Below are 23,879 nucleotides of genomic sequence, written 5' to 3'. Positions count from 1 at the left end.
GCCCGGACCGCGAGAATGCGGTTAAGTACGGCTCAGGCCCGTCTGTCCGCTACGCGGCGGCGGGCCTTTTTCTTTCCATTACACTATTTGTCGAGCACGCTTCCACACTGAGCAGAAAGCAATACCTCCGGGCGGGCAAAAATGGCACAATAGTGGCTGTTTATACAGTATTCAGGTTTTCTCATGGCTTTGACCGCTGCGCTGAAAGCGCAAATCGCCGCCTGGTATAAGGCGCTTCAGGAACAGATCCCGGACTTTATTCCCCGCCCCCCGCAGCGGCAGATGATCGCTGATGTGGCGAAAACCCTCGCCGGGGATGAGGGCCGGCATCTGGCTATCGAAGCGCCGACCGGCGTTGGTAAAACGCTGTCATATCTGATCCCCGGCATTGCCATCGCCCGTGAGAAACAAAAAACGCTGGTGGTCAGCACCGCCAACGTCGCCCTGCAGGATCAAATCTACAGTAAAGACCTGCCGCTGCTGCGCAAGATTATCCCCGACCTGCGCTTCACCGCCGCCTTCGGTCGCGGACGCTACGTCTGCCCGCGCAATCTGACGGCGCTGGCCAGCACCGAGCCGACGCAGCAGGATCTGCTGGCCTTCCTCGACGACGATCTCACCCCGAACAACCAGGCCGAGCAGAAGCTGTGCGCGACGCTGAAGCAGGATCTCGACAGCTACCGCTGGGACGGCCTGCGCGACCATACCGACAAAGCCATCGACGATGGGCTGTGGAGCCGGCTGAGCACCGATAAGGCCAGCTGCCTGAACCGCAACTGCCACTACTATCGGGAGTGTCCGTTCTTTGTGGCGCGGCGGGAAATTCAGGAGGCGGAAGTGGTGGTGGCCAACCATGCGCTGGTGATGGCGGCGATGGAGAGCGAGGCGGTGCTGCCGGAGCCGAAAAACCTGCTGCTGGTCCTCGATGAAGGCCATCATCTGCCGGACGTCGCCCGCGACGCGCTGGAGATGAGCGCCGAGATCACCGCCCCCTGGTTTCGCCTGCAGCTGGATCTGTTCTGCAAGCTGGTGGCTACCTGCATGGAGCAGTTCCGCCCGAAAACCACGCCGCCGCTGGCCAATGCGGAGCGGCTCGCCGGCCATTGCGAAGAGCTGTTCGAGCTGATTGCGTCGTTGAATAATATTCTCAATCTCTATATGCCCGCCGGTCAGGACGCGGAGCATCGCTTCCCGATGGGCGAACTGCCTCAGGAGGTGATGGAGATCTGCCAGCGGCTGGCGAAGCTCACCGAGACGCTGCGCGGGCTGGCGGAGCTGTTCCTTAACGATCTCAGCGAAAAGACCGGCAGCCATGACGTGGTGCGCCTGCATCGGGTGCTGCTGCAGATGAACCGCGCCCTCGGCATGTTTGAAAGCCAAAGCAAGCTGTGGCGTCTGGCGTCGCTGGCGCAGTCCTCTGGCGCGCCGGTGACCAAATGGGCGACGCGGGTGGTGCGCGATGGCCAGATCCACGTCTGGTTCCACTGCGTCGGCATCCGCGTCAGCGATCAGCTTGAACGACTGCTGTGGCGCAGCGTGCCGCATATCGTGGTGACGTCAGCGACGCTGCGCTCTCTAAACAGCTTCTCGCGCCTGCAGGAGATGAGCGGCCTGAAGGAGAAAGCGGGCGACCGCTTCGTGGCGCTGGATTCGCCGTTCAACCACGTAGAACAGGGGAAAATTATTATTCCTCAAATGCGCTATGAACCGCTGATGGATAACGAAGAGCAGCACATCGCCGAGATGGCGGCCTATTTTCGCCAGCAGGTGGAGAGCAAGAAACATCTCGGGATGCTGGTGCTGTTCGCCAGCGGGCGAGCGATGAATCGCTTCCTGGAGCATGTGACCGATCTGCGCCTGATGCTGCTGGTGCAGGGCGACCAGCCGCGCTACCGGCTGGTGGAGCTGCATCGCAAACGGGTGGAAAGCGGCGAGCGCAGCGTGCTGGTGGGCCTGCAGTCCTTTGCCGAAGGTCTCGATTTAAAAGGCGATCTGTTAAGCCAGGTGCATATCCATAAAATCGCCTTTCCGCCCATCGACAGCCCGGTAGTGATCACCGAAGGCGAATGGCTGAAAAGCCTCAATCGTTATCCCTTCGAGGTACAGAGTTTGCCCAGCGCCTCCTTTAATCTTATTCAGCAGGTGGGGCGTCTGATCCGTAGCCATCACTGCTGGGGAGAGGTGGTGATTTACGATAAGCGTCTGTTGACCAAAAACTACGGCGCGCGTCTACTGAACGCGTTACCTGTTTTTCCCATAGAGCAGCCGGGCGTCCCGGAGGTTATAGTAAAACGTAAAGCAAAACAGACAGCAAAACAGACAGGCCGCAAACGTCGTTGACGCCGGCGCGTGACGCAACAGGGGGAGCCATGGAGTACAGCAAAATTATAAAAGAGGTGGGCCGCGGTAAGAATCATGCCCGCGACCTGGATGAAGAGACCGCCCGTGCGCTCTACGCGCGGATGCTGAACGGCGAGGTGCCGGAGCTGGAGCTGGGGGGAATATTAATCGCCCTGCGCATCAAAGGCGAAGGCGAAGCGGAGATGAAAGGCTTTTACGCCGCGATGCAGCAGCATACTCTGCGCCTGACCCCGCCGGCAGGCAAGCCGATGCCGATCGTTATCCCCAGCTACAACGGCGCGCGCAAGCAGGCGAACCTGACGCCTCTGCTGGCGATGCTCCTGCACAAGCTGGGGTTTCCGGTCGTGGTTCACGGCGTCAGTCACGATCCGACCCGGGTGCTGACCGAGACCATTTTTACCCTGCTGGACATTCCGGCTACCCGGCATGCCGGCCAGGCTCAGGCGCAGCTGGAGGGGCATGAACCGGTGTATATCCCGGTGGGGGCCTTCTGCCCGCCGCTGGAGAAACAGCTGGCGATGCGCTGGCGGATGGGCGTGCGCAACAGCGCCCATACGTTGGCCAAACTGGCCACGCCGTTTGGCGAAGGGGAGGCGTTACGTCTCTCCAGCGTATCGCATCCGGAATATGTTCCCAGGGTGGCGAGCTTCTTTCGCGAGACCGGTGGCCGCGCGCTGCTGATGCACGGTACCGAAGGCGAAGTGTACGCCAACCCGCAGCGCTGCCCGCAGATCAGCCTGATCGATGACCAGGGCGTGCGGGCGCTGTGCGATCGTCAGACCGAGGCAGCGGCGGAGGAAGTCATTCTGCCGGCCTCGAAAGATCCCGAAGTGACCGCGCGCTGGATCGAGCGCTGCGTCGCCGGCGTCGAACCGGTACCCCACTCGCTGAAGATCCAGCTTGCCTGCTGTCTGCTGGCCTGCGGGGAGGTCTCAACCCTGGAGCAGGGGCTCAGCCGCGTCAACGACTGCTGGTGATTGGCTCGGCAGAATAAAAAAAAGCCCGTCCGGTGGCTCGGACGGGCAAGGCAAGGGTATTAAAGGTCTTTTCAGGGTTAATTCAGTGGCTTACAGGGTTGAGCTGCGATTATTTATAGATAACCGCGGTACCGCTCAGTTTGTTGTTGGTGTTAGCGGAAGTGATGCTATAGCCGGTTGCGCCAGCGGCTTCGGCTTTAGCAGCCAGTTTCGCTTCCAGACCATCTAACGTGGTTGCGCCTTGCGCAGACACCACGCCGATCTTATTCATGCTTTCAGCCTGAGCGGGGGTAACCGGCTCGGCGGCAAAGGCGCCGAAGGAAAGGGCGGTCAGAGCGATGGCAGCGGCAGCATATTTGATGTTTTTCATAGTTAATCTCTCGCAGGTTGTTCTGTTCAGGGGACGATGTTCCGTCGATGTGATAAGTATCACGCTTTTTTGCGGGAGATAAAATCGAAGGAAATTCACAGTCTTCATCTAATTTTTTGAATGATTAATAATTTACTGATTATTAATAAATTATTTCTCATTCTTTTCGACTGATGGCGGAGCGAGGGAGACCGGCACGCTTAAGGGCACATATTGCGACATTTATCGCCAAAAAGTGTGCGCGAAAAGATAATTCGAAAGGCTGTCATGAACGGTAAAGGAAAGTCAGCGTAGCTGGCTATCCTTGGAACCACGACGATTATATCCTGAAAATGTATTGTTATGTAAATCTTTCTCCTGCTGGCACTTCACGCAGTATCTCACCCCGGGTATCGCCTGTCGACGCGCCTCCGGAATCGGCTCTCCGCATTCATCACAAAATTTGTTGCTTTCGCCGTGCGGAAGCTCGCGGCGGGCGCGAGCCACCGCATCGTCAATGGTGCTGTCGATCTGATCCTGTACGGCGCCGTCGCCTGCCCAACCTGATGCCATAGTCTGCCTCCTGTAAAAAAGGGTTATTGATAAATTATAGCTGAACCGTACAGCCGGTTACCGCTGCTGGCGGCATTGACCCGCCAGGCTATCGCCCCACGACGGTGGGCCTTATCCGCGAGGGCGGCCACCAGGTCGTCAAGGGTGCGGGCGCCGGAGGCGGAGACGGTGCCGACAGGACGCAGCGGCCCGTCATAGGGCAGTACGGGGGGCGGCGGCAGGGAAGAGGCCGCGTCGGCCTGAGCGGCAAGCGCAGCGGCAAACAGCAGCGAGGTGATTTTCATCAGCATATCCTCATAAACAGCATGGGACATAGCTTAAGTGTAGGCCTTTCCAGCCCGCGCGGTAGGGAATTTTTTATGCAAAAACAAGGCGTTTCGCCCGCAACCGGCGCAGGGTAGCGGTCCCCGCGCCAGGGATATTATTTAGCGGGCATCCGGGCGGATCATGTCAAAACGCAGGCTGTCATCAATACTGTAATAGGCGCTCGGCCCCCCGGCACGCAGGATCGGCTGAGCGCGGGCGGTTTGATAGATGCCGTTCTCCAGCAGTGATTCATCGATATGCACGGCGACCACTTCGCCGAGCACCAGCCATGTATCGACAAGGTTGCCGTCGGCGGTGGTGAGCTGAATACATTGCGACAGGCGGCACTCAAAGTTCACCGGGCTCTCCGCCACCCGGGGGGCCTTGACCAGGCGGCTGGCGGCGGCGGTGAGTCCGGCGCGCACGAATTCATCCTCATGGTGCGGGATCGAGGCGGAGGTTTCGTTCATCGCGGCGGCCAGCGGGCGCGTCGCCAGGTTCCAGACGAACTCCTTCGTTTCGACGATATTTCGCACGCTGTCTTTCCAGCCGCTGCTGGCGAAACCAATGATCGGCGGGCGATAGTTAAAGCAGTTAAAAAAGCTGTATGGCGCCAGATTACGCTGGCCCTCGGCGTCCTGCGAGGCGATCCAGCCTATCGGGCGAGGCCCGATTATTGCGTTGAGCGGGTCATGCGGCAGGCCGTGGCCCTGCGAAGGTTGATAAAAGTACATGCTGCACCTGTCACGGATAAAGGAGATATCCAGACTCCCTTATTTACCGAGCGGCCGTCAACGGGTATCTTACGCGGCTGTTCAAAGGAGATTGTCATGAAAGCCCAGAAACCGGGGTTACACCCGCGTAACCGCCACCATCAACGCTACGACCTGCCCGCGCTCTGCCAGGCGCATCCTGACCTGCAGGGATACATTACGCTCAATCCGCTGGGTGAGCAGACTATTGATTTTGCCAATCCGCAGGCGGTAAAGGCGTTGAATAAAGCGCTGCTGGCGCATTTCTACGCGGTCAAACACTGGGACATTCCTGATGGTTTTCTCTGTCCGCCGGTGCCCGGGCGGGCCGATTATATTCATCATCTGGCGGATCTGCTGGCCGGGGACAGCGGCGAAGTGCCGAAGCAAGCCACAATCCTCGATATTGGCACCGGCGCCAACCTCATTTATCCCCTGATCGGCGTTCACGAGTACGGCTGGCGCTTTACCGGCAGCGAAATCAGCCCGGAAGCCTTCGCCAGCGCGCAGGCGATTGTCAATGGCAACCCGGGATTGACCCGGCAGATCCGTCTGCGTCGGCAAAAAGAGAGCCAGGCTATCTTCCACGGCGTGATCCACAAAAACGAGACCTATGACGCCACGCTGTGTAATCCGCCGTTCCATGACTCCGCAGAGAGCGCCCGGGCGGGCGGTGAGCGCAAGCGCCGCAATCTCGGACTCGGCGCCGACAGCGGGCTTAACTTTGGCGGTCAGCAGCAGGAGCTGTGGTGCGAAGGGGGCGAAGTGGCCTTTATCTCGCAGATGATCCGCGAAAGTCAGGCCTTCGCCCGCCAGGTGAAATGGTTTACCTCGCTGGTGTCGCGCGGCGACAATCTGCCGCCGCTCTACCGCCTGCTGACCGAGGTCGGGGCAGTGAAAGTGGTGAAAAAAGAGATGGCCCAGGGGCAAAAGCAGAGCCGCTTTATCGCCTGGAGCTTTATGGACGACGCCAAACGCCGCCGTCCGTTCTAACTACTCCGCGGCCGGGCTGTCGGCGCCCGGCATCGGCAGCTGCTGCCAGGTTTGTACCGGGGCGCGAACCCCGGCGCGGTCGAAGTGCTTTTTCACCTGGGTGTCGAGGGCAAAACGCACCGTCCACTGCTTCAGCGGCAGGGTGGTGAAGCTGACGCGCAGCGTAAAGGCGGTATTGCTCAGCCCCACCAGCCCGGCGAACGACGGTTCGCCAATGATCAGGCCGCGGATCTCCTCCTGGGCCAGCAGATCGTCCACCGCCGCCTTCAGCGCCTGACTGGCTTTTTCCAGATCCTCATGGCGGTCGACGTCATAGTTGGCCACCACCGAGCCAATGCCGCGCACGAAGTTGGCAAAGGTGGTGATCGAGGACCAGGGGATAATGTGATAAGCGCCGGTATCCTGGCGCACCCCCACTGAGCGAATCGACATCCGTTCCACCGTGCCGGTCAAAGGACCGATGGTGACCAGATCGCCGGTATTCATCCCGTTCTCAAACTGGATAAAAATGCCGGTGATAATGTCTTTAACCAGGGTTTGCGCGCCAAACGAGATGGCCAGCCCCAACGCCCCGGCGCCCGCCAGCAGCGGCGCGATATTGACCCCAATCTCCGAGAGCAAAATCATCACCGTGATGGTGCTGATCACCACCGCCAGCGCGTTGCGAAACAGCGTCAGCAGCGTCCTGGCCCGCGCGCTGGGCAGCGGGCGGCCATGGATATCCGAGGCCAGCCGGTTTTCGATCAGGCTGGCCAGCACCGTCCAGCCGATAGCGGAGAAGAAGAGGATAAGGGCGATACGGATCAGCACATCCACCGTTTTTTGCCCGGCATCGTTGTGCAGCCATTCGCGGAAGTCAAACAGCCCCCAGGCGCTCAGGAGCAGCATGATGGCGACGCAGACGGTGAGAATACGCGCTGCCTTCAGCGACGCGGAGATCCAGCCGTTCAACCGCTTTTGCAGCTCAGGATAGTTGCGCTGAGTGGCAGGGGAGAGGGTGATGGTTTTGGCTATCCAGCGCGACAGAATGCCGGACACCAGCGCCGCGCCGCCGATAATCGCCAGGCTGCGCAGGGTGGCGCCCATCATAAATTTCAGGCTGTTGCCTGGGTCGAACAGGGAAAAGAAAAAGAGCACCACAAAGTAGGCGCAGGCCAGCCAGTGCCAGATCAGGGCGAAGGCGCGGATAAACAGGCTAAAGAAGGAGAGCGAGCGGTCAGCCAGATGGATCAGTCCCTGCGTAATCACCGCTTTGTTATGAAAAATCAGATACAGCGCCCACAGCGTAATGCACAGCATGATGACGACGTTAGCCAGCGCGCCGACCTGAACATTCACCTGGTTGGAGATAATCGGCACCGCGACGATCAGGCCGTAGCCGATCAGGCTGCTGAGGGCGCTCAGGCGCAGGCTCCAGTAGGAGGCGGCCTCGTCGCTGAGGTTAAAGGGCCTGAGCGCCGGTATGCGCGGGCAGAAAATGAGCCGCAGGATGGCTTTAAAGAATTCGATCAGCGCGAAGGCGTTGAGGAAAAGGCTCTGCTGGAAGGCGATAGTAGGGTTGTCGCCATTCAGGCGATCGCTCAACAGCTGACCGATAAACAGGGTCAGCGCCAGCAGCAGCAGATCGATGATAAACGCCCCGGCGATGGTCAACGGCAGCTGGAGCCAGTTTCCGCGATCGCGGTTTTTATGCCGTCCCCATTCGCCCATTTTACGATACAGCGGCAGCGCCGCGAGGCGTACCAGCCACCAGAAGGCAAACACCAGCCCGGCCAGCAGTAAAAAATGCCAGGCGGCGCTGGTAAAGGTTTGCGGATTAAAGGGCTTATGCGGCGAGCCGGTAATATTGCGCCACAGCTGGGAGAAGCGCGATGAGAACTCATCGCCATATTCCCGGCTGATCTGCGTGACGTTCTCCAGCACCGTGGTCTCTTCTTTCACCGCCGGCGGCGTCAGCGTCGGGGTGCTGTCGGGCGGCGGCGTGGCGGCCGCTTTACGCAGCTGGTCAATGAGCTCCTGGCGGGCGGAGTCGTTGGCCAGCACGTCGGCCAGCGCGGCATAGGCCGCTCTTTTCTGTTCTACATCGGGTTCGCTGGCGCTGGTTTTATCGGCATTAGCGGTCGGCACGCCGGGCAGGGCGGCGGCGGAAAGCGGGGGAGTAAACAGCGCAGCGAGCAAAAGCAGGATCCACGGCATGGGCACCTCCGTTGCAACGTAAACGGGTAAGTATAGAAGCCGATGGCGGAAGGGGAGGGAAGAGGAATCTGGAAAGCGGCTCTCTCCGCGACGGAGAGAGCCGTTGTGGGTCAGGCGACGTGCTGCAGGAATTCCCGCAGACGCGGGCTTGGCGGGTTGTTCACCAGCTCCTGTGGGTTGCCGTCTTCGGCAATTCGTCCCTTGTCGATAAAGATCAGTCGCGAGGCCACTTTTTCGGCAAAGCCGATTTCGTGGGTCACAATCACCATCGTCATGCCCTCTTCCGCCAGATCCTGCATCACCTTGAGCACTTCATGACGCAGTTCAGGGTCGAGCGCGGAGGTGGGCTCATCAAACAGCATCATCTTCGGCTTCACCGCCAGCGCGCGGGCGATGGCCACACGCTGCTGCTGGCCGCCGGAGAGTTCAGACGGATAGTGATGCGCGCGCTCTGCCAGACCGACTTTCGCCAGCAGATCTTTCGCCAGCTTCTCCGCCGCCTGCTTGCTGGCGCCGCGTACCCGCAGCGGGCCAAACATCACGTTTTCCAGCGCCGTGAGGTGCGGGAACAGGTAAAACTGCTGGAACACCATCCCGGCTTCCTGACGAATCAGACGTTCGTCCACCTTCGGATCGTTGACCTTCAGGCCATCGACAATCAGATCGCCGCTGGTGATCTCTTCCAGTTTATTGATGCAGCGCAGCATCGTCGATTTACCGGAGCCGGACGGGCCGATAATGACCACCACTTCACCCTGATTGATTTTCAGAGAGATATCGTGCAGCACCTGGGTCGGGCCAAAGTGCTTGGAGACGTTTTTAAATTCAATCACAGGATTTTCATCCTTCTTTCAAGACGACGCAGAATAAAGCTCAGGACCAGGGTGATGATCAGGTAGATCACGGCAACGGCGCTCCAGATTTCCAGCGCGCGGAAGTTGCCGGCGATGATCTCCTGTCCCTGACGGGTCAGTTCGGCGACGCCGATGACGATGAACAGCGAGGTGTCCTTGATGCTGATGATCCACTGGTTGCCCAGCGGCGGCAGCATGCGGCGCAGCGCCAGCGGCAGGATCACGTGGCGAATGGTTTCGCGACGCGACAGGCCCAGCGCCAGGCCTGCTTCGCGGAAGCCTTTATGAATGGAGAGCACCGCGCCGCGGGTAATTTCCGCGATATAGGCACCCGAGTTAATCATGATGGTCACTACCGCCGCGGAGAAGGGGTCAATGCGCAGATCGCTAAAGGCCATCGGCAGCGCAAAGTAGATGAACATAACCTGCACCACAATCGGGGTGCCGCGAATGATTTCAATAAACACCAGCGCGATGTGGTTGGCGATCCAGCCGCCGAAGCAGCGGGCGAAACCGGCCACCAGACCGATGATCAGGCCGCCGGCCAGGCCGAGGACGGAAATCCACAGCGTCATTTTGGCGCCTTCCAACAAAATCGGAATGGCGGGCCAGATGGCACTCCAGTCAAACTGCATAATACGTTCCTGTTACCGTGTCGAGAGCAGAGGAAAGCCTCCGCCAAAATACTGTCTCCCGCAACGTCTGTGCCGGAAGACCGTTGTGATGTCGCCGGGCCTGCGCCCGGCGATGTACGTTTTTATTATTTTGGTTCAGTGCCGAACCATTTTTTATAAATTTCGTTGTAGGTGCCGTTCTCGCGCAGCGTTTTCAGCGCACCGTTCACTTTCTCACGCAGCTCGTCGCTGCCTTTCGGGAAGGCGATACCGTAGTTTTGCGCTTCCAGTGATTCACCTACCGCTTTGAATTTGCCGTTGCCCGCGGTTTTGATGAAGTAGAGGATGTTCGGCGTATCGTGCAGGACGGCATCCGCGCGGCCGGTACCCAGCTCCATGTAGGCGTTATCGATGTTCGGGAACTGACGCAGATCTTTGGTTTTGATATTGGCTTTCGCGTAGTCAACGGAGCCGGTGCCGCTCTTCACCGCGACCACTTTGCCGTTCAGATCTTTCACATCTTTGATGTCGTTATTATTAGCGTTGACCATCACCAGCAGGCCGCTCTTGTAGTAGCCGTCAGAGAAGTCGATGGCTTTTTTACGCTCGTCGGTAATGGTGATCCCCGCCAGCGCCAGATCGATATTTTTGGTTTGCAGCGCCGGGATAATGCCGCTGAAGTCCATTGGCTTCAGGGTGTAATCGAGCTTCAGCTCTTTGGCGATGGCCGCCCACAGGTCAACGTCAAAACCCACATACTTATCGCCTTGCTTAAATTCGAACGGGACGAACGCCGTATCGGTGGCGACAACCAGGGTCTTATTGGCGGCCTGGGAAGAAACCGCAAAAGCCAGGGTCAGTGCAGCCAGTGAAACTTTAAATACAGACTTCATAGCATTTCCTTTTATATCCACGGGACGATCCCCTGCGAGAACGACTAGCCTAATGAAAAAATCGTGCCACTTTTACAAGCTGTTGTTTTTCAACAAACGAAGCGGTAGCCGTTGCACAATATCGATCGTTTCAGGCAAAGAGTGCACCATAACGGGGCGTTATTTTGGTGCATCCTGAGGTCGCTGAATAACGAGCCCATTTTTAGCGCAAACCCTGATGGGAAAACAATCTCGCCGTAACGATTGTGTGAGGTGATTATTACAATTGTTTTACTTTTGTGCGCATTTTCATCAATTTGACGCCCTGAAATGGTGCAAGGCCAGCGGGTGAGGGAAAACCGAGGAGGGAAAAACAACAAGGGCTGGGTGGGGAAAGCAAAGGCGCCGTCGACCGCGCTGCGGCCGACGGCAAAGCCTTACTCGATATTCGCTTCAATAAACCACAGGAATTTATCCAGGTCGCGGGAAGCGGCGGTGAAGATATCTGCGGTATCTTCGTCTTTAGCTTCGCCGATCGCTTTGCGCACATCGTTAGCCACTACTGCGTAGCGGTCAGCCAGCGCTTTCAGGTGATCCTGAACATGATGGATATCCAGTGGGTAGCTCTGCAGCGGGGTTTTGCTGTTGATCACCTGAGTGGTGCCCAGGGCGACGCCGCCCAGCTGCACGGCGCGCTCCGCCATGGTATCCAGATGCTCAGTGAGCGCAGTACGGAAACCGTCCAGCATTTCGTGCACGGCGATAAAGTTCGCACCGCGCATATTCCAGTGTGCCTGCTTGGTGATAAGGGACAGGTCAATGAACTGGATCACCTGGCGATTCAACAGCTCAATGGTCGCTTTCTTTTCGCTGTCAGCGACATCGTTGCGGGTATAGACCAGATTAGATGCTTTTGATTTAACCAGTTTAGCGGTACTCATCGTTTCATATCCTCTTGATATTGATGCTCGTCACACTTCAAAACTGAATGATGTGGAGCGTTGTCCCAGGTAACTTCGGGACTAAGTATAGCAAGGGTTTTAAAGTATGAGGCATCGGCAGGCCATATCACTCCGATAGCGCAAAGTGGTTGGCTATTTGAAAAAACAAGTCCAATCAGAAGGTTAGCGAAGTCTGGCAGGCCCGCAGCTGGCGCGGGCCGCCGCCGTAACAGAATGTTAATTGATATCGACTTGCTTGATTTTGCTCTGCCGCTGCATGGTCAGCGTGGCGCCCATTGAGGCGATGATAATGGCGCCCAGCGCCAGGGTCTGGGAGAGGTTCAGGGTTTCGCCAAGGAAGATCATACCGGACAGGGCGGCTAGCGCCGGCTCGAGGCTCATCAGCGTACCGAAGGTGCGCGTCGGCAGGCGCGTCAGGGCCATCATCTCCAGAGAGTAGGGGAGTGCGGTGGAGAGAATGGCAATCCCCAGCCCCAGGGGCAGCAGCGACCATTGCCACAGCGTATCGGTGGCTTGCGCCATACCTAACGGGACAAAGACCAGCGAGGCGATAAGCGACCCCATCGCCACCGTGGCTGGACCATGCTCCTCGCCCGCGCGCTGGCCGGTCAGAATATAGACCGCCCAACAGGCCCCGGCGCCGAGAGCGAACAGCGCGCCGGTTAAATCCACCTGCGCCACGTTCTGCCCCAGCGGCAGGAGATACCACAGCCCGAGGATCGCCAGCGCCACCCAGACAAAATCCAGCGGGCGGCGCGAACCGAAAAGCGCCACCGCCAGCGGGCCGGTAAACTCGAGGGCCACCGCCACGCCGAGCGGAATACGCTGCAGGGATAAATAAAACAGATAGTTCATCGCCCCGAGCGCCAGGCCGTACAGCAGCAGCGGTACGCGCTGCGCCGGAGAGAAACGTAGCCGCCAGGGCTTGAACACCACCACCAGGATCAGCGTCCCGAGCGCCAGGCGCAGGGCGGTAACTCCCGGGGCGCCGACCACCGGGAACAGCGATTTGGCGAGCGATGCGCCGCTCTGTATCGAGGTCATAGCGATTAAAATCACCACTATCGGCAACCATGCCGCCGCTTTTCGGGATGGACCGGGCATCCTTTCTCCTGTCAATTTTTGTCAAAAGGGGTAAAAGTTCCAGTGTACTGGAATTAGCTGCTGGCGGTTGAGCTAATGTTGAAAAAAACAGGGGCAAAAACAGTACAATGGCGAAAGTTGCTGAGAAATTCACCAGGTGATTAGGATTAATCTGGATGCTTGCGAATTTCTTAATGAGCGTTAAACTGTAAGTTAACGCCAAAAACTGTTGTTTTCCATATTGTTATAGAAATATGGAAACTTTTGGTTACATGAAAAAGTATGTTAGACAATGTAAACTCCAAAGAGTTTCCCAAAAGTTTTTGATATATTTAAGGCTTAGGACTTATTAGAAACACATTTGAGGTGGTTATGAATAAAATTGCACGTCTTTCAGCACTGGCCGTTGTTCTGGCTGCATCCGTAGGTACTACTGCATTTGCTGCAACTTCTACCGTAACCGGCGGTTACGCGCAGAGCGACATGCAGGGTAAAGCGAACAAAGCTGGCGGTTTCAACCTGAAATACCGTTACGAGCAAGATAACAACCCGCTGGGCGTTATCGGTTCCTTCACCTACACCGAAAAGGATAATAACAGCAACGGTACTTACAACAAAGGTCAGTACTACGGCATCACCGCTGGTCCGGCTTACCGTCTGAACGACTGGGCAAGCATCTACGGCGTAGTGGGTGTTGGTTACGGTAAATTCCAGAACAACAACTTCCCTAATAAATCCGATATGAGCGACTACGGTTTCTCCTACGGTGCTGGTCTGCAGTTCAACCCGATCGAAAACGTTGCCCTGGACTTCTCCTACGAGCAGTCTCGTATTCGTAACGTTGACGTCGGCACCTGGATCGCTGGCGTGGGTTACCGCTTCTAATCACTCCGGTGATATAAAAAATCCGCCTCCTGGGGCGGATTTTTTTTTGCCTGCTGACCGCCAGCCCGGCCGGTTGGCCGGCGCTGACCGCGTCGTTTTAGTTGATGGTGAACTCATCGCTGCCGAGGTGTGAATAGTCCACCTTCTGCAGCTGGAAGTTGGTGATATACACCGGGCCGGCCTTCTGCTCAGAGATAAACCGATAGCGCGGGGCGATTTCCGCCGCCTTGATGCCGGTCCATTGCGAGAAGAAGCTGAGGAAATCATTTGCCGAGCGCTGCGCCTTAATGACTTTATGCGCTTTGTCATCGCTGGAGAGCACCATAAACGGCACCTGGAAGTTCTGCTGGAACTTATCGTCGTGCGCCAGATACTGCACCTCTTTGCCTCGCTCCTTGAACGCCAGACCATGATCGGAAAAGTAGGTCAGGGAAAAGGTGTCGCCGGAATTTTGCAACTGGCTGTAGAGCTTAGCCAGCAGGGTATCGGTTTGCGTCATGCTGTAGAGATAGCAGGAGGTCTCTTTCGACTGGACGAAAACCGTATATTTGCCTTTGGTCCGGTCGCAGGCCTGCGGGTGCGAGCCCATCAGATGCAGAACAATCAGCTGCGGCTGGGTACGCTGGGTGGAGAGCACCTGCTCGGTCAGCTTCAGTAACTGCTCGTCCTGGGTGTTTTTATTGGCTTCGAAATCGCCGTTTTTCAGGAACTGCACTTCATCCGCCCGTTTGGCGATACTGGCGATAGCGGTGTCGTACTCGCCGATCTGCCCCTGGTTGGAGAACCACCAGGTCTGGAAACCGGCGCGGTTGGCGAGGGTGACAAAGTTATCCTGAAACTGCGGTTTGCCATCGACCACCCGGTTAAGGGTCAGGCCGAGGGATTTTTGCGTCGAGCCGCTGGCGGCGACGTAGTTGTTAAACAGATACCCGTTCACCGAGCTGGCAAACGGCGTGTTGTCCCAGTGGCCACCGAAGGCGCCGAGGGCGTCGCGGCGGGCGCTTTCACCGATCACCACCACATAGAGATGGTACTTCGGCTTCACCGCCAGCACGTGCCAGCTATCTTTCATGCCGGCCAGCTGCGCCATCCGCGCCTGCTCGTCCAGCACCTCGTTATTATTCACCACCACGTCTTTGACAAAACGGAAGGCCGGGTAACCAGTATCGATCACCTTGAATACACCGCCCCAGGCGAGATTTTGCACCGGCTGAAGAAAGAAGATCCCGATGCTGAACAGCAGGCCCAGGGTCTCCATTTTTCCCCAGCGGGTCTGCTCGACGATCCTGCGGCGGACCGCGATGATCCCCAGCGCGAAGATAAATACCGCCAGCAGATAGTTGTACCACGGGAAGATGGTGAGGATTTCCGTGGACTCTTCCACGTTGGTGGCGTGCAGCGCCAGCAAGGTATTGAAGTTGGGCGCGCCGTAAGCCTGGCCAAACGGGTAGTAGAGGGCCGCCAGCAGAGAATAAGCGCCGACCACTCCTTTCTGCACGCGCGGAAAGGCACGCCACAGAAGATGTAACACGCAGGTAAATGCCACGGTATAGAGCAGGCTAAATTCATAGCCCAGCGCCAGGTTAATCAACAGCGATTGTAAAAAGTAGAATCCTGTCCATGGGTTCAGTGCCAGTCGGCGGGCGACCAGCGTATCTTTCAGGGTGGTGACATTCATAGTAAACAATCAAAAAGAGGCCATGCGCATCCCCTGGCTTCAAGGGGTAAAACCTGCTGGACAGTGCGTGAAGAGGGTCTCTGCGAGCCGCGAATGTGGCAGGGCTGTGCAAAGATAGGGCTTGTAAATGGTAAGGTCAACCAGACATAACAGATTGTTTTGCGAGGACGCTTACAAAACTTGAAAAAAGGTGGGGAAAACGGGATAAACCGGTCAGTTTAGCGGCAGATGATGACGGAAAAATGAAGCGGCGTACCGCGACGCCGCCTTAGCGATGGGGTTTGTCCTGCTGCGGTTTACCGTTGATCATTTCGCACAGCATACCGAGCAGCATTAAGCGTACTTTAAAGGGTGAATGGCTGAACACGTTTAAGCACCTCTTGAATTCGTTCATCTGCTCTCCTCCTGCCTGTTCGCTCCATCATTCCCTGATGGATGTTTGCATTATATACAGATATAGCACAGGCTATATTTTATAGCTATGGCTAAAACGTTAAATTTTTGTGCTCTTGGCGCAATCCATTACAATGTGGATCTTTTTATATGATGCTTGACGCGTCACACGAATGAGGAAGCACAATGAACCGTCGCGCAGGTAAGCCAATAACAAAAAAAGTGACGCAGTTAGTAAATGTTGAAGAGCACGTTGAAGGGTTCCGCCAGGTGCGGGAAGCGCATCGGCGCGAGCTGATTGACGACTATGTTGAACTGATTTCCGACCTCATCCGCGAGGTGGGCGAGGCGCGTCAGGTGGATATGGCCGCCCGGCTGGGGGTCTCGCAGCCCACCGTCGCCAAGATGCTCAAACGGCTGGCCAGCGTCGGCCTTATCGAACAGATCCCGTGGCGCGGCATATTCTTAACCGCGGAGGGTGAGAAGCTGGCCCAGGAGAGCCGTGAGCGCCATCAAATCGTGGAGAACTTCCTGCTGGCGATCGGCGTCAGTCCGGAGATCGCCCGTCGTGATGCCGAAGGGATGGAGCATCACGTGAGCGAAGAGACGCTGGCGATGTTCCTGAAATTTACCCAAACACAGGGATCTCAGGAAGCATGACTCTTCCCTTCGTCCAGTCGCTGCTGCGCGATCGTTTTCTCCATCTGCTGCTGATTATCGCCTGCGTGCTCAGCGTGATGGTGCCGTTTGTCCCGGCAAGCTGGCCGGCGGCCATTGACTGGCATACCATCATCACCCTCAGCGGCCTGATGCTGTTGACCAAGGGGATTGAACTGAGCGGCTATTTTGACGTGCTGGGGCGTAAAATGGCCCGCCGCTTTGTCACCGAGCGTCAGCTGGCTATGTTTATGGTGCTGGCGGCGGCGCTGCTGTCCACCTTCCTCACCAACGACGTCGCGCTGTTTATTGTGGTGCCCCTGACCCTGACCCTGAAGAAGTGGTGCGCCATCCCGGTAAACCGGCTGATTATTTTCGAAGCGCTGGCGGTGAACGCCGGGTCGCTGCTGACGCCGATCGGCAACCCGCAGAACATCTTGCTGTGGGGACGCTCCGGTCTCTCTTTCCCTGGGTTTATCGGCCAGATGCTGCCCCTGGCGGCGGCAATGATGCTGACCCTGCTGGCGCTGTGCTGGTTCTGTTTCCCGGCAAAGCGGCTAACCTACCAGAGCAGCGATATGGCGCCATCGTGGCAGCCTAAGCTCGTCTGGAGCTGTCTGGGGCTCTATCTGGTGTTCCTGACGGCGCTGGAGATGGATCAGGCGCTGTGGGGACTGGCGCTGGTGCTGCTGGGCTTTCTGGCGCTGGCCCGGGCGGTGATCGTCCATGTTGACTGGTCGCTGCTGCTGGTGTTTATGGTGATGTTTATCGACGTCCATCTACTGACCCAGCTTCCGGCGCTGCACCAGGTGCTGAGCGGGGTCGGGACGCTCTCCGGCGGTGGGCTGTGGCTGACCGCCATCGGCCTGTCGCAGGTGATCAGCAATGTGCCCTCGACTATTCTGCTGCTCAACTATGTCCCACCTTCGATCCTGCTCGCCTGGGCGGTTAACGTGGGGGGCTTTGGTCTGCTGCCGGGCTCGCTGGCCAATATCATCGCCCTGCGCATGGCTGGCGATCGGCGGATCTGGTGGCGTTTCCACCTCTACTCCATTCCCATGCTGCTGTGGGCGGCCCTCACCGGCTATTGGCTCTTCAAACTCTGCGCCTGATTTCCGCAGCAGTCCGCCGCCCTCCACGTCGTTCGACAGGATCGCCCCCCGGGGCGATCTTTTTTTTTGCCCGGCTCACAGAAAACGATCCCTGGCTTTGCGCATCCGTTCGCTTTTCGATATATGACTAGTCATGAAATTTAAATGACTAGTCATATATCGAGGCGCAGGATGAACAACAGACTACCGGCAGATTTCTTATGGGGTAATTCCGTCTCCAGCATGCAGACGGAGGGGGCGTGGAACGAGGGCGGCAAGGGGATGTCGGTGTACGATATCCGGCAACCGGCAGAATTCGCTTCCGACTGGAAGGTGGCGACCGACTCCTATCATCGCTTTAGGGAAGATTTCGATCTGATGCAGGATCTGGGCATGAACTGCTACCGTTTTCAGATCGCCTGGAGCCGGGTGTGCCCTGAGGGAGACGGCGAGTTCAATGAAGAGGGCATCGCCTTCTACCATCAGTTTATTGATGAACTGATCGCCCGCGGCATCGAGCCGATGATCTGCCTGTACCACTTCGATATGCCGCTCTCGCTGGCGGAGCGCTACAACGGATTTACCGACCGCCGGGTGATGGACGCCTTTATTCGCTATGGCCAGAAGATGATCGCCTGCTATGGCGACAAGGTGAAATACTGGCTCACCTTTAATGAACAGAATCTGTACCATTCGCCGGAAGCGTTTCTGATTTCCGGCTACCTGCAGGGGGAGAAGACCCTGCGCGAGCTGTACCTGATCCAGCATCATGTGATGATGGCGCACGTCCATCTGACCGATCACCTGCATCAGACGAAGCCGCAGTGTCTGATGGGCGGGATGCTGGCCCACGCCCTGGTTTATCCGGCGACCTGCAAACCACGCGATATCCTGTGTGCCCAGCAGCTGGACGAGTTTTTAAACCAGAACCTGCTGCGGGCTTACGCCGGGGAGGGCTACAGCCCGGAGGTGATGCATTTTGTCGCCACCGAAGGGTTCGATGATATCTATCGTCCGGAGGATCTCGCGCTGATGGCGACGGTGAAGGTCGATTATCTGGCGTTCAGCTATTACGCCAGCCGGACGCTGAACAGCGACGCGATCCCGCCGGGAACGGCGGTCAACAACTATATGCTGTTTGGCAATCAGGATAACCCGTTCCTGAACGCGACAGAATGGAACTGGCAGATCGATCCGCTGGGCTTCCGGACCATCATCACCCGCTATTATAACGACTGGCGCCTGCCGGTTTTCCCGATTGAAAACGGCATCGGGGTGATTGAGTCGTGGGACGGTGAACATCCGGTTGCCGACGATTACCGCATCGCCTACCATCGCGACCATATCAACGCCATGAAAGCGGCCATGTTTGAGGATGGGGCGCAGGTGATCGGCTATCTCGGCTGGGGATTAATCGACATCCTCAGCTCGCAGGGCGATATGCGTAAGCGCTACGGCGTGGTCTACGTCAATCGCGAGAACCATGACCTCAAGGATCTGCGGCGGGTGCCGAAGAAGAGCTATGCGTGGCTGAAGCAGGTGATCCACAGCAATGGCGACGTGATGTAATGGTGTTCTGGCGGTCAGGCCGTGGATCCTGTCCGCCAGCCACTCACTGAATGTATAAGGACCGGGGAATGACGGCGAAGTATCTGCAAATCGCGCGGGAAATAAAAAAACGGATCATCAGCCAGCAGTATCCTGCCAGCGCGCCGTTACCTGACCAGTTTGCGCTGGCGGCAGAGTTCAGCACCAGCCGGATGACCATCCAGCAGGCGATGCGCCAGTTAATCGTCGAAGGGCTGATCTATACCCGCAAAGGGCAGGGCACCTTTGTGCGGAAAAATTTCCTTCAGCTGTCGCAGTGGGAGCTGCCCGGCAGCGACTATTTCGGCGCCACCAAAACCTGGGAGCATCTTGGCGAGGTACAAAGCGAAGTGGTGCGCTTTGAGGTGCGTTTTCCCACTGACAAGGAGCAGAGTTCGCTGCTGATCGACGCCGATGCCCCGGTGTATGACTTTGTTCGCCTGCGGTTGCTCAACGGGGAACCGGTGTCGCTGGATCTGACGGTCATGCCGGTGGGGCTGGTGCCGGGGCTCAATAAAAGCCATCTGGAAAGCTCGGTGTTTCGCTATATCCAGGAGACGCTGGGGCTGAAGCTGATGGGATCTTACCGCGTGGTGCGGGCGATGAAGCCGGATGAACTGGATAAACAGCATCTTCACTGCGAGCCCACCGATCCGGTGCTGGAGGTGGAGCAGGTTATCTATCTGGAAGACGGCACGCCGCTGGAGTACGCCCACTGCCACTATCGCTACGACCACGGCGGGATTATTCTGGTGAATAACGGCTAGACCGGTGGCCCCGGTTGGCGCAGCGCTTAGCAGGGCCAGGGTGTTGTCAGTTCAGCCGCCGCCCGGCACAACACCGATAAAAAAAACGGCGGGCATCAGGCCCGCCGTTTTTCTTGTCATGCAGAACTTAGTTCAGACGCACCGGCATACCGGAGCGGTTCTGGATAGCCTGCTCGACCACGTTCTGATCGACATCAGACTGGCTGGTGATCGCCTGTACCGGCTGAGTCAGGGTGATCGGCACGATCTCGCCGCCCTGGAACTGCGCTTCGGTGGTCGACAGCGGGTTGTGAACCTCGATGTAACGGCTGCCGTCCGGCTCGGTGGTGGCTTTTACCGGCTCATCGATAAACTGCACGCGGGTGCCGACCGGCACGTTCTCAAACAGGAATTTGATGTCATCGTTGCGCAGACGTACGCAGCCATGGCTCACGCGCAGGCCGATGCCGAAGTTAGCGTTGGTACCGTGGATGGCGTACAGACGGCCGATATACAGCGCGTACAGGCCCATCGGGTTATCCGGACCGGCCGGTACGACGGCTGGCAGCGGGTTGCCGGCGGCAGCGTATTCCGCATGCATCTTGGCGGTCGGCGTCCAGGTCGGGCCAGCCTTCTTACGTTCGACTTTGGTGGTCCAGTTGATTGGCGTGTCTTTGCCTAACTGGCCGATACCGATCGGCAGAACAATCACGGTGTTAGTGCCTTTCGGGTAGTAGTACAGACGCATTTCGGCGCTGTTGATGATGATCCCTTCATGGACGGTATCCGGCAGGATCAGCTGCTGAGGGATGTTCAGGACGCTACCGCCCTTCGGCAGATAGGTATCCACCCCCGGGTTGGCTTCCAGCATGTTGGAAAGCCCCATCTGATATTTCGCCGCGAAGTATTCCAGCGGCTGCTTGTTATCATCCGGAATGGTGATGACCTGGTTCTGACCAACCAAACGGCTGCCATCGGTTGGCAAAGGATAGGTGACAGCAGACGCTGTATTGCAAAAGCCTACGATGGCGAAGGCTGCCGCTAAGAGTGTAGATAATTTCATAGTTTTTAATGTCGTGTGCGAAATCAACGCCACACAGGCCTTTGTTAATGATTGAGACAGTAGATGGGAGCGCATTATATGTGCATTCCGCTGAACAGGTAAATCAGATGTGTACGAAATCACATTTTTTTCCCTGTCGCCTCGGCTGCCGCGCCCTGGCGTTCGGGGCGACGAGGGTTAGTCTTCCAGCAGCCGGGCCTGCAGCGCCGCGCGGACCGGGGCGGTCAGCTGGTACTCTTCCGCCAGCCAGGCGTCGACATTGCCATAGCGCTGCTGAATGGCCGACAGCGCGGCGGCGAGATAGGACTCTTTCACCGTCAGGATGTCCGCCAGGCTCTGGCGCCCCTGGGGCGTCAGGTCGTTGCCGAGCATCTCCAGCATCCAGGCCTCCACCTGCGTCAGCATGCCATGGGTAAGGAGATACTCCTCCATCACCGTCTCGCTGTCGCATCCGACGGCGAACAGGGTTAACGCGCAGCCGACGCCGGTGCGATCTTTACCGACCGCGCAGTGTTGCAGCAAGGCGCCGTCGAAAGGGGTCGTCAGCCATGCGGCGAGCTGGCGATAGGCCGGATTGTTAAACGGCAGCTGGCGATAGAGTTGCAGCATAAACTGCTCGCCGTTGAGCGCATTAAGGGTGGCGGCATTCAGCTCGGTGACCTTCGCGTTGACCTCGCCGATCGGCGGATTGGCCGGCGCGTTGAGATAGTGGGTGAGCGGGCTCAGTTTGTCCGGCGTGCGCTGTACTTCACCGGGGTCGCGGTAGTCGAGCACCCGGCTGAGCGGCAGGGTATCCAGGTGGTCGAGATCCTCTGCCGTTAGCCGGTTTAGCGCACCGGAGCGTAGCAGCTTGCCGCTGCGTACCCGGCGTCCGTCGGCGGCGCGCTGGCCGCCCAGGTCGCGAAAATTAATGCCGCCCTGCAGGGATAAAAAGGCCGGATGTCGCGGTTGGCTGGTGGTCATGGGACTCCTCATCATCACGTACAGAATAACGGTTTGCGCGCAGGTCTCTGGCGCATCTGACAAAGACCTTAGCACAAGCGCCGCGGCGGAATTTACCGCAGACCGTGAAAAGTGCGTCATTTACTGGCATAATGTCTGCTGTATCACACCCCTCATACTCTTTTTTCAGGATATCCCCGTGCTAGTATCCAGCAACGTTACCATGCAGTTTGGCAGTAAGCCGCTGTTCGAAAATATCTCCGTTAAATTTGGCGGCGGCAACCGTTATGGTCTGATCGGCGCCAACGGCAGCGGTAAATCGACCTTTATGAAGATCCTCGGCGGCGATCTCGAACCGACGCTGGGCAACGTTTCTCTCGACCCGAACGAGCGCATCGGTAAGCTGCGTCAGGATCAGTTCGCCTTTGAAGCGTTCACCGTGCTGGATACGGTCATTATGGGCCACGGCGAGCTGTGGGAAGTGAAGCAGGAGCGCGATCGCATCTACTCCCTCGCCGAGATGAGCGAAGAAGATGGCTATAAAGTGGCCGACCTGGAAGTGAAATATGGCGAAATGGATGGCTACTCTGCTGAAGCGCGCGCGGGCGAACTGCTGCTGGGCGTGGGCATTCCGGTTGAACAGCATTACGGCCCGATGAGCGAAGTCGCCCCAGGCTGGAAGCTGCGCGTCCTGCTGGCGCAGGCGCTGTTCTCTAACCCGGACATTCTGCTGCTCGATGAACCGACCAACAACCTGGACATCGACACCATTCGCTGGCTGGAGCAGACGCTGAACGACCGCGACAGCACCATGATTATCATCTCGCACGACCGTCACTTCCTGAACATGGTTTGCACCCACATGGCGGATCTGGACTACGGCGAGCTGCGCGTCTATCCGGGCAACTACGACGAATACATGACGGCGGCCACCCAGGCGCGTGAACGTCTGCTGGCGGACAACGCCAAGAAAAAAGCGCAGATTGCCGACCTGCAGTCCTTCGTTAGCCGCTTCAGCGCCAACGCCTCTAAATCGCGTCAGGCCACCTCGCGCGCGCGTCAGATTGACAAAATCAAGCTGGAAGAGGTTAAAGCCTCCAGCCGTCAGAACCCGTTTATCCGCTTCGAGCAGGACAAGAAACTGTTCCGTAACGCGCTGGAAGTGGAAGCCCTCACCAAAGGCTTTGAAGACGGTCCGCTGTTCAAAAACGTCAACCTGCTGCTGGAAGTGGGCGAGAAGATTGCCATTCTGGGCGCCAACGGCGTGGGTAAATCCACGATGCTGAAAACCCTGGTGGGTGAACTGCAGCCGGACAACGGCACCGTGAAATGGTCTGAAAACGCGCAACTCGGCTACTATGCGCAGGATCATGAGTACGAGTTCGAAAACGACCTGACGGTCTTCGAGTGGATGAGCCAGTGGAAACAGGAAGGCGACGACGAGCAGGCGGTGCGCAGTATCCTTGGTCGACTGCTGTTTAGCCAGGATGACATCAAGAAGCCGGCGAAAGTATTGTCCGGTGGTGAGAAGGGCCGCATGCTGTTTGGTAAGCTGATGATGCAGAAGCCAAACATCCTGATAATGGATGAACCGACCAACCACCTGGATATGGAATCCATCGAATCGCTGAACATGGCGCTGGAGATGTATCAGGGTACCCTGATCTTCGTCTCCCACGACCGTGAGTTCGTCAGCTCGCTGGCCACCCGCGTGCTGGAGATTACCCCGGAACGGGTGATCGACTTCAGCGGCAACTACGAAGATTACCTGCGCAGCAAAGGTATCGAGTAATCCCGCTTCGTTACCCGGGTTACGGCTACGCCTTACCCGGGCTACGCCTGGCATGTGATCTGTAGGCCCGCGCAAGCGTAGCGCCGCCGGGCAATAACCGCGTATAAAGAGCCACTTTCGCGCCGGATGGCGGCTGCGCCTTATCCGGCCTAC

At 57.7% G+C, this 23,879-nt stretch carries 22 protein-coding genes and 1 pseudogene; 9 read left to right on the top strand and 14 right to left on the bottom strand.

Annotated elements, in window-relative coordinates; all coding sequences use genetic code 11:
- Window positions 1–183 precede the first annotated feature (183 nt).
- Together dinG and ybiB are read left to right on the top strand one after the other, a co-directional pair.
- Window positions 184–2,340: an ATP-dependent DNA helicase DinG gene (gene dinG / locus ABLV04_RS24270; RefSeq protein ID WP_044521819.1), complete on the top strand. Its 2,157-nt coding sequence runs from the start codon at window positions 184–186 to the stop codon at window positions 2,338–2,340.
- Window positions 2,341–2,369: 29 nt separating this feature from the next.
- A complete protein-coding gene (gene ybiB / locus ABLV04_RS24265; RefSeq protein ID WP_032455217.1) occupies window positions 2,370–3,338 on the top strand; it encodes a DNA-binding protein YbiB in 969 nt (322 codons plus the stop codon).
- 109 nt (window positions 3,339–3,447) lie between these two features.
- Here the strand turns inward: ybiB and ybiJ are convergent, their stop codons facing one another.
- The 4 genes from ybiJ to ABLV04_RS24245 all read right to left on the bottom strand — a co-directional run bounded on the left by ybiJ (window position 3,448) and on the right by ABLV04_RS24245 (window position 5,300).
- Window positions 3,448–3,708, bottom strand: a complete 261-nt coding sequence (ybiJ, locus tag ABLV04_RS24260; RefSeq protein WP_004176772.1) for a DUF1471 family protein YbiJ — start codon at window positions 3,706–3,708, stop codon at window positions 3,448–3,450.
- Window positions 3,709–3,993: 285 nt separating this feature from the next.
- Complete coding sequence (locus ABLV04_RS24255) at window positions 3,994–4,260, bottom strand: DksA/TraR family C4-type zinc finger protein (protein WP_023288941.1); 267 nt, start codon at window positions 4,258–4,260, stop codon at window positions 3,994–3,996.
- Window positions 4,261–4,283: 23 nt separating this feature from the next.
- Window positions 4,284–4,544, bottom strand: a complete 261-nt coding sequence (locus ABLV04_RS24250; protein WP_032455234.1) for a DUF1471 domain-containing protein — start codon at window positions 4,542–4,544, stop codon at window positions 4,284–4,286.
- A gap of 141 nt (window positions 4,545–4,685) precedes the next feature.
- Entirely contained in the window at window positions 4,686–5,300 is a 615-nt protein-coding gene (locus ABLV04_RS24245; protein ID WP_023288943.1) for a flavin reductase family protein, read from the bottom strand.
- Between the two features lie 96 nt (window positions 5,301–5,396).
- Between ABLV04_RS24245 and rlmF the strand changes: the two genes are divergently transcribed.
- A complete protein-coding gene (gene rlmF / locus ABLV04_RS24240) occupies window positions 5,397–6,311 on the top strand; it encodes a 23S rRNA (adenine(1618)-N(6))-methyltransferase RlmF (RefSeq protein WP_044521825.1) in 915 nt (304 codons plus the stop codon).
- Here the strand turns inward: rlmF and ybiO are convergent, their stop codons facing one another.
- The 6 genes from ybiO to rhtA form a co-directional block, all read right to left on the bottom strand.
- Complete coding sequence (gene ybiO / locus ABLV04_RS24235; RefSeq protein WP_065812172.1) at window positions 6,312–8,507, bottom strand: mechanosensitive channel protein; 2,196 nt, start codon at window positions 8,505–8,507, stop codon at window positions 6,312–6,314. It lies immediately after the preceding gene.
- 110 nt (window positions 8,508–8,617) lie between these two features.
- On the bottom strand, window positions 8,618–9,340 hold the full coding sequence (gene glnQ / locus ABLV04_RS24230; protein ID WP_004212183.1) for a glutamine ABC transporter ATP-binding protein GlnQ: 723 nt from the start codon (window positions 9,338–9,340) through the stop codon (window positions 8,618–8,620).
- Window positions 9,337–9,996, bottom strand: coding sequence for a glutamine ABC transporter permease GlnP (gene glnP, locus ABLV04_RS24225; protein WP_002895837.1), 660 nt, complete (start codon window positions 9,994–9,996; stop codon window positions 9,337–9,339). The genes glnQ and glnP overlap by 4 nt, the downstream gene beginning before the upstream one ends.
- 125 nt (window positions 9,997–10,121) lie before the next feature.
- Window positions 10,122–10,868: a glutamine ABC transporter substrate-binding protein GlnH gene (gene glnH, locus ABLV04_RS24220; protein WP_072421945.1), complete on the bottom strand. Its 747-nt coding sequence runs from the start codon at window positions 10,866–10,868 to the stop codon at window positions 10,122–10,124.
- Window positions 10,869–11,284: 416 nt separating this feature from the next.
- On the bottom strand, window positions 11,285–11,788 hold the full coding sequence (gene dps / locus ABLV04_RS24215; RefSeq protein ID WP_004886200.1) for a DNA starvation/stationary phase protection protein Dps: 504 nt from the start codon (window positions 11,786–11,788) through the stop codon (window positions 11,285–11,287).
- A 237-nt stretch (window positions 11,789–12,025) separates the two neighbouring features.
- A complete protein-coding gene (gene rhtA / locus ABLV04_RS24210) occupies window positions 12,026–12,913 on the bottom strand; it encodes a threonine/homoserine exporter RhtA (RefSeq protein WP_023288946.1) in 888 nt (295 codons plus the stop codon).
- Between the two features lie 351 nt (window positions 12,914–13,264).
- Here rhtA and ompX point away from each other — a divergent pair, with 351 nt between their 5' ends.
- Window positions 13,265–13,777, top strand: a complete 513-nt coding sequence (gene ompX / locus ABLV04_RS24205; protein WP_004886207.1) for an outer membrane protein OmpX — start codon at window positions 13,265–13,267, stop codon at window positions 13,775–13,777.
- 97 nt (window positions 13,778–13,874) lie between these two features.
- Here ompX and ABLV04_RS24200 read toward each other — a convergent pair whose 3' ends face one another.
- Together ABLV04_RS24200 and mntS are read right to left on the bottom strand one after the other, a co-directional pair.
- Window positions 13,875–15,455, bottom strand: coding sequence for a phosphoethanolamine transferase (locus ABLV04_RS24200; protein ID WP_023288947.1), 1,581 nt, complete (start codon window positions 15,453–15,455; stop codon window positions 13,875–13,877).
- 268 nt (window positions 15,456–15,723) lie between these two features.
- On the bottom strand, window positions 15,724–15,849 hold the full coding sequence (gene mntS / locus ABLV04_RS24195; protein ID WP_023288948.1) for a manganase accumulation protein MntS: 126 nt from the start codon (window positions 15,847–15,849) through the stop codon (window positions 15,724–15,726).
- 185 nt (window positions 15,850–16,034) lie between these two features.
- Here mntS and mntR point away from each other — a divergent pair, with 185 nt between their 5' ends.
- The 4 genes from mntR (at window position 16,035) to ABLV04_RS24175 (ending at window position 19,950) form a co-directional block, all read left to right on the top strand.
- On the top strand, window positions 16,035–16,508 hold the full coding sequence (gene mntR / locus ABLV04_RS24190) for a manganese-binding transcriptional regulator MntR (RefSeq protein WP_004886216.1): 474 nt from the start codon (window positions 16,035–16,037) through the stop codon (window positions 16,506–16,508).
- A complete protein-coding gene (locus ABLV04_RS24185; RefSeq protein WP_032455222.1) occupies window positions 16,505–17,617 on the top strand; it encodes an anion transporter in 1,113 nt (370 codons plus the stop codon). Before mntR ends, ABLV04_RS24185 begins: the two co-directional genes overlap by 4 nt.
- Window positions 17,618–17,788: 171 nt before the next feature.
- Window positions 17,789–19,165, top strand: a complete 1,377-nt coding sequence (locus ABLV04_RS24180) for a glycoside hydrolase family 1 protein (protein WP_044521837.1) — start codon at window positions 17,789–17,791, stop codon at window positions 19,163–19,165.
- Window positions 19,166–19,233: 68 nt separating this feature from the next.
- Window positions 19,234–19,950, top strand: coding sequence for a GntR family transcriptional regulator (locus tag ABLV04_RS24175; protein WP_044521840.1), 717 nt, complete (start codon window positions 19,234–19,236; stop codon window positions 19,948–19,950).
- A 127-nt stretch (window positions 19,951–20,077) separates the two neighbouring features.
- Here the strand turns inward: ABLV04_RS24175 and ldtB are convergent, their stop codons facing one another.
- Together ldtB and ABLV04_RS24165 are read right to left on the bottom strand one after the other, a co-directional pair.
- Window positions 20,078–20,992: a L,D-transpeptidase gene (ldtB, locus tag ABLV04_RS24170; RefSeq protein WP_032428696.1), complete on the bottom strand. Its 915-nt coding sequence runs from the start codon at window positions 20,990–20,992 to the stop codon at window positions 20,078–20,080.
- 177 nt (window positions 20,993–21,169) lie between these two features.
- Window positions 21,170–22,085 (bottom strand): annotated as a pseudogene (locus tag ABLV04_RS24165) (tyrosine-protein phosphatase).
- A 48-nt stretch (window positions 22,086–22,133) separates the two neighbouring features.
- Here ABLV04_RS24165 and ABLV04_RS24160 point away from each other — a divergent pair.
- The gene (locus tag ABLV04_RS24160) at window positions 22,134–23,726 is read left to right on the top strand and encodes an ABC-F family ATPase (RefSeq protein WP_023288955.1); all 1,593 of its coding nucleotides are present in this window, start codon (window positions 22,134–22,136) and stop codon (window positions 23,724–23,726) included.
- Window positions 23,727–23,879: the final 153 nt, after the last annotated feature.

Source organism: Klebsiella sp. JN_Kp127, assembly GCF_040062505.1.
GTDB lineage: Bacteria > Pseudomonadota > Gammaproteobacteria > Enterobacterales > Enterobacteriaceae > Klebsiella > Klebsiella quasipneumoniae.
Note: the sequence above shows the minus strand (reverse complement) of the source record. Positions and strands in the feature narration are given on the sequence as shown.

Bases quoted from the DNA above. Each gene is read 5' to 3' on its own strand.
- dinG (WP_044521819.1), top strand. From the start codon at position 184: ATGGCTTTGACCGCTGCGCTGAAAGCGCAAATCGCCGCCTGGTATAAG.
- ybiB (WP_032455217.1), top strand. From the start codon at position 2,370: ATGGAGTACAGCAAAATTATAAAAGAGGTGGGCCGCGGTAAGAATCAT.
- ybiJ (WP_004176772.1), bottom strand. From the start codon at position 3,708: ATGAAAAACATCAAATATGCTGCCGCTGCCATCGCTCTGACCGCCCTT.
- ABLV04_RS24255 (WP_023288941.1), bottom strand. From the start codon at position 4,260: ATGGCATCAGGTTGGGCAGGCGACGGCGCCGTACAGGATCAGATCGAC.
- ABLV04_RS24250 (WP_032455234.1), bottom strand. From the start codon at position 4,544: ATGAAAATCACCTCGCTGCTGTTTGCCGCTGCGCTTGCCGCTCAGGCC.
- ABLV04_RS24245 (WP_023288943.1), bottom strand. From the start codon at position 5,300: ATGTACTTTTATCAACCTTCGCAGGGCCACGGCCTGCCGCATGACCCG.
- rlmF (WP_044521825.1), top strand. From the start codon at position 5,397: ATGAAAGCCCAGAAACCGGGGTTACACCCGCGTAACCGCCACCATCAA.
- ybiO (WP_065812172.1), bottom strand. From the start codon at position 8,507: ATGCCGTGGATCCTGCTTTTGCTCGCTGCGCTGTTTACTCCCCCGCTT.
- glnP (WP_002895837.1), bottom strand. From the start codon at position 9,996: ATGCAGTTTGACTGGAGTGCCATCTGGCCCGCCATTCCGATTTTGTTG.
- glnH (WP_072421945.1), bottom strand. From the start codon at position 10,868: ATGAAGTCTGTATTTAAAGTTTCACTGGCTGCACTGACCCTGGCTTTT.
- dps (WP_004886200.1), bottom strand. From the start codon at position 11,788: ATGAGTACCGCTAAACTGGTTAAATCAAAAGCATCTAATCTGGTCTAT.
- rhtA (WP_023288946.1), bottom strand. From the start codon at position 12,913: ATGCCCGGTCCATCCCGAAAAGCGGCGGCATGGTTGCCGATAGTGGTG.
- ompX (WP_004886207.1), top strand. From the start codon at position 13,265: ATGAATAAAATTGCACGTCTTTCAGCACTGGCCGTTGTTCTGGCTGCA.
- ABLV04_RS24200 (WP_023288947.1), bottom strand. From the start codon at position 15,455: ATGAATGTCACCACCCTGAAAGATACGCTGGTCGCCCGCCGACTGGCA.
- mntS (WP_023288948.1), bottom strand. From the start codon at position 15,849: ATGAACGAATTCAAGAGGTGCTTAAACGTGTTCAGCCATTCACCCTTT.
- mntR (WP_004886216.1), top strand. From the start codon at position 16,035: ATGAACCGTCGCGCAGGTAAGCCAATAACAAAAAAAGTGACGCAGTTA.
- ABLV04_RS24185 (WP_032455222.1), top strand. From the start codon at position 16,505: ATGACTCTTCCCTTCGTCCAGTCGCTGCTGCGCGATCGTTTTCTCCAT.
- ABLV04_RS24180 (WP_044521837.1), top strand. From the start codon at position 17,789: ATGAACAACAGACTACCGGCAGATTTCTTATGGGGTAATTCCGTCTCC.
- ABLV04_RS24175 (WP_044521840.1), top strand. From the start codon at position 19,234: ATGACGGCGAAGTATCTGCAAATCGCGCGGGAAATAAAAAAACGGATC.
- ldtB (WP_032428696.1), bottom strand. From the start codon at position 20,992: ATGAAATTATCTACACTCTTAGCGGCAGCCTTCGCCATCGTAGGCTTT.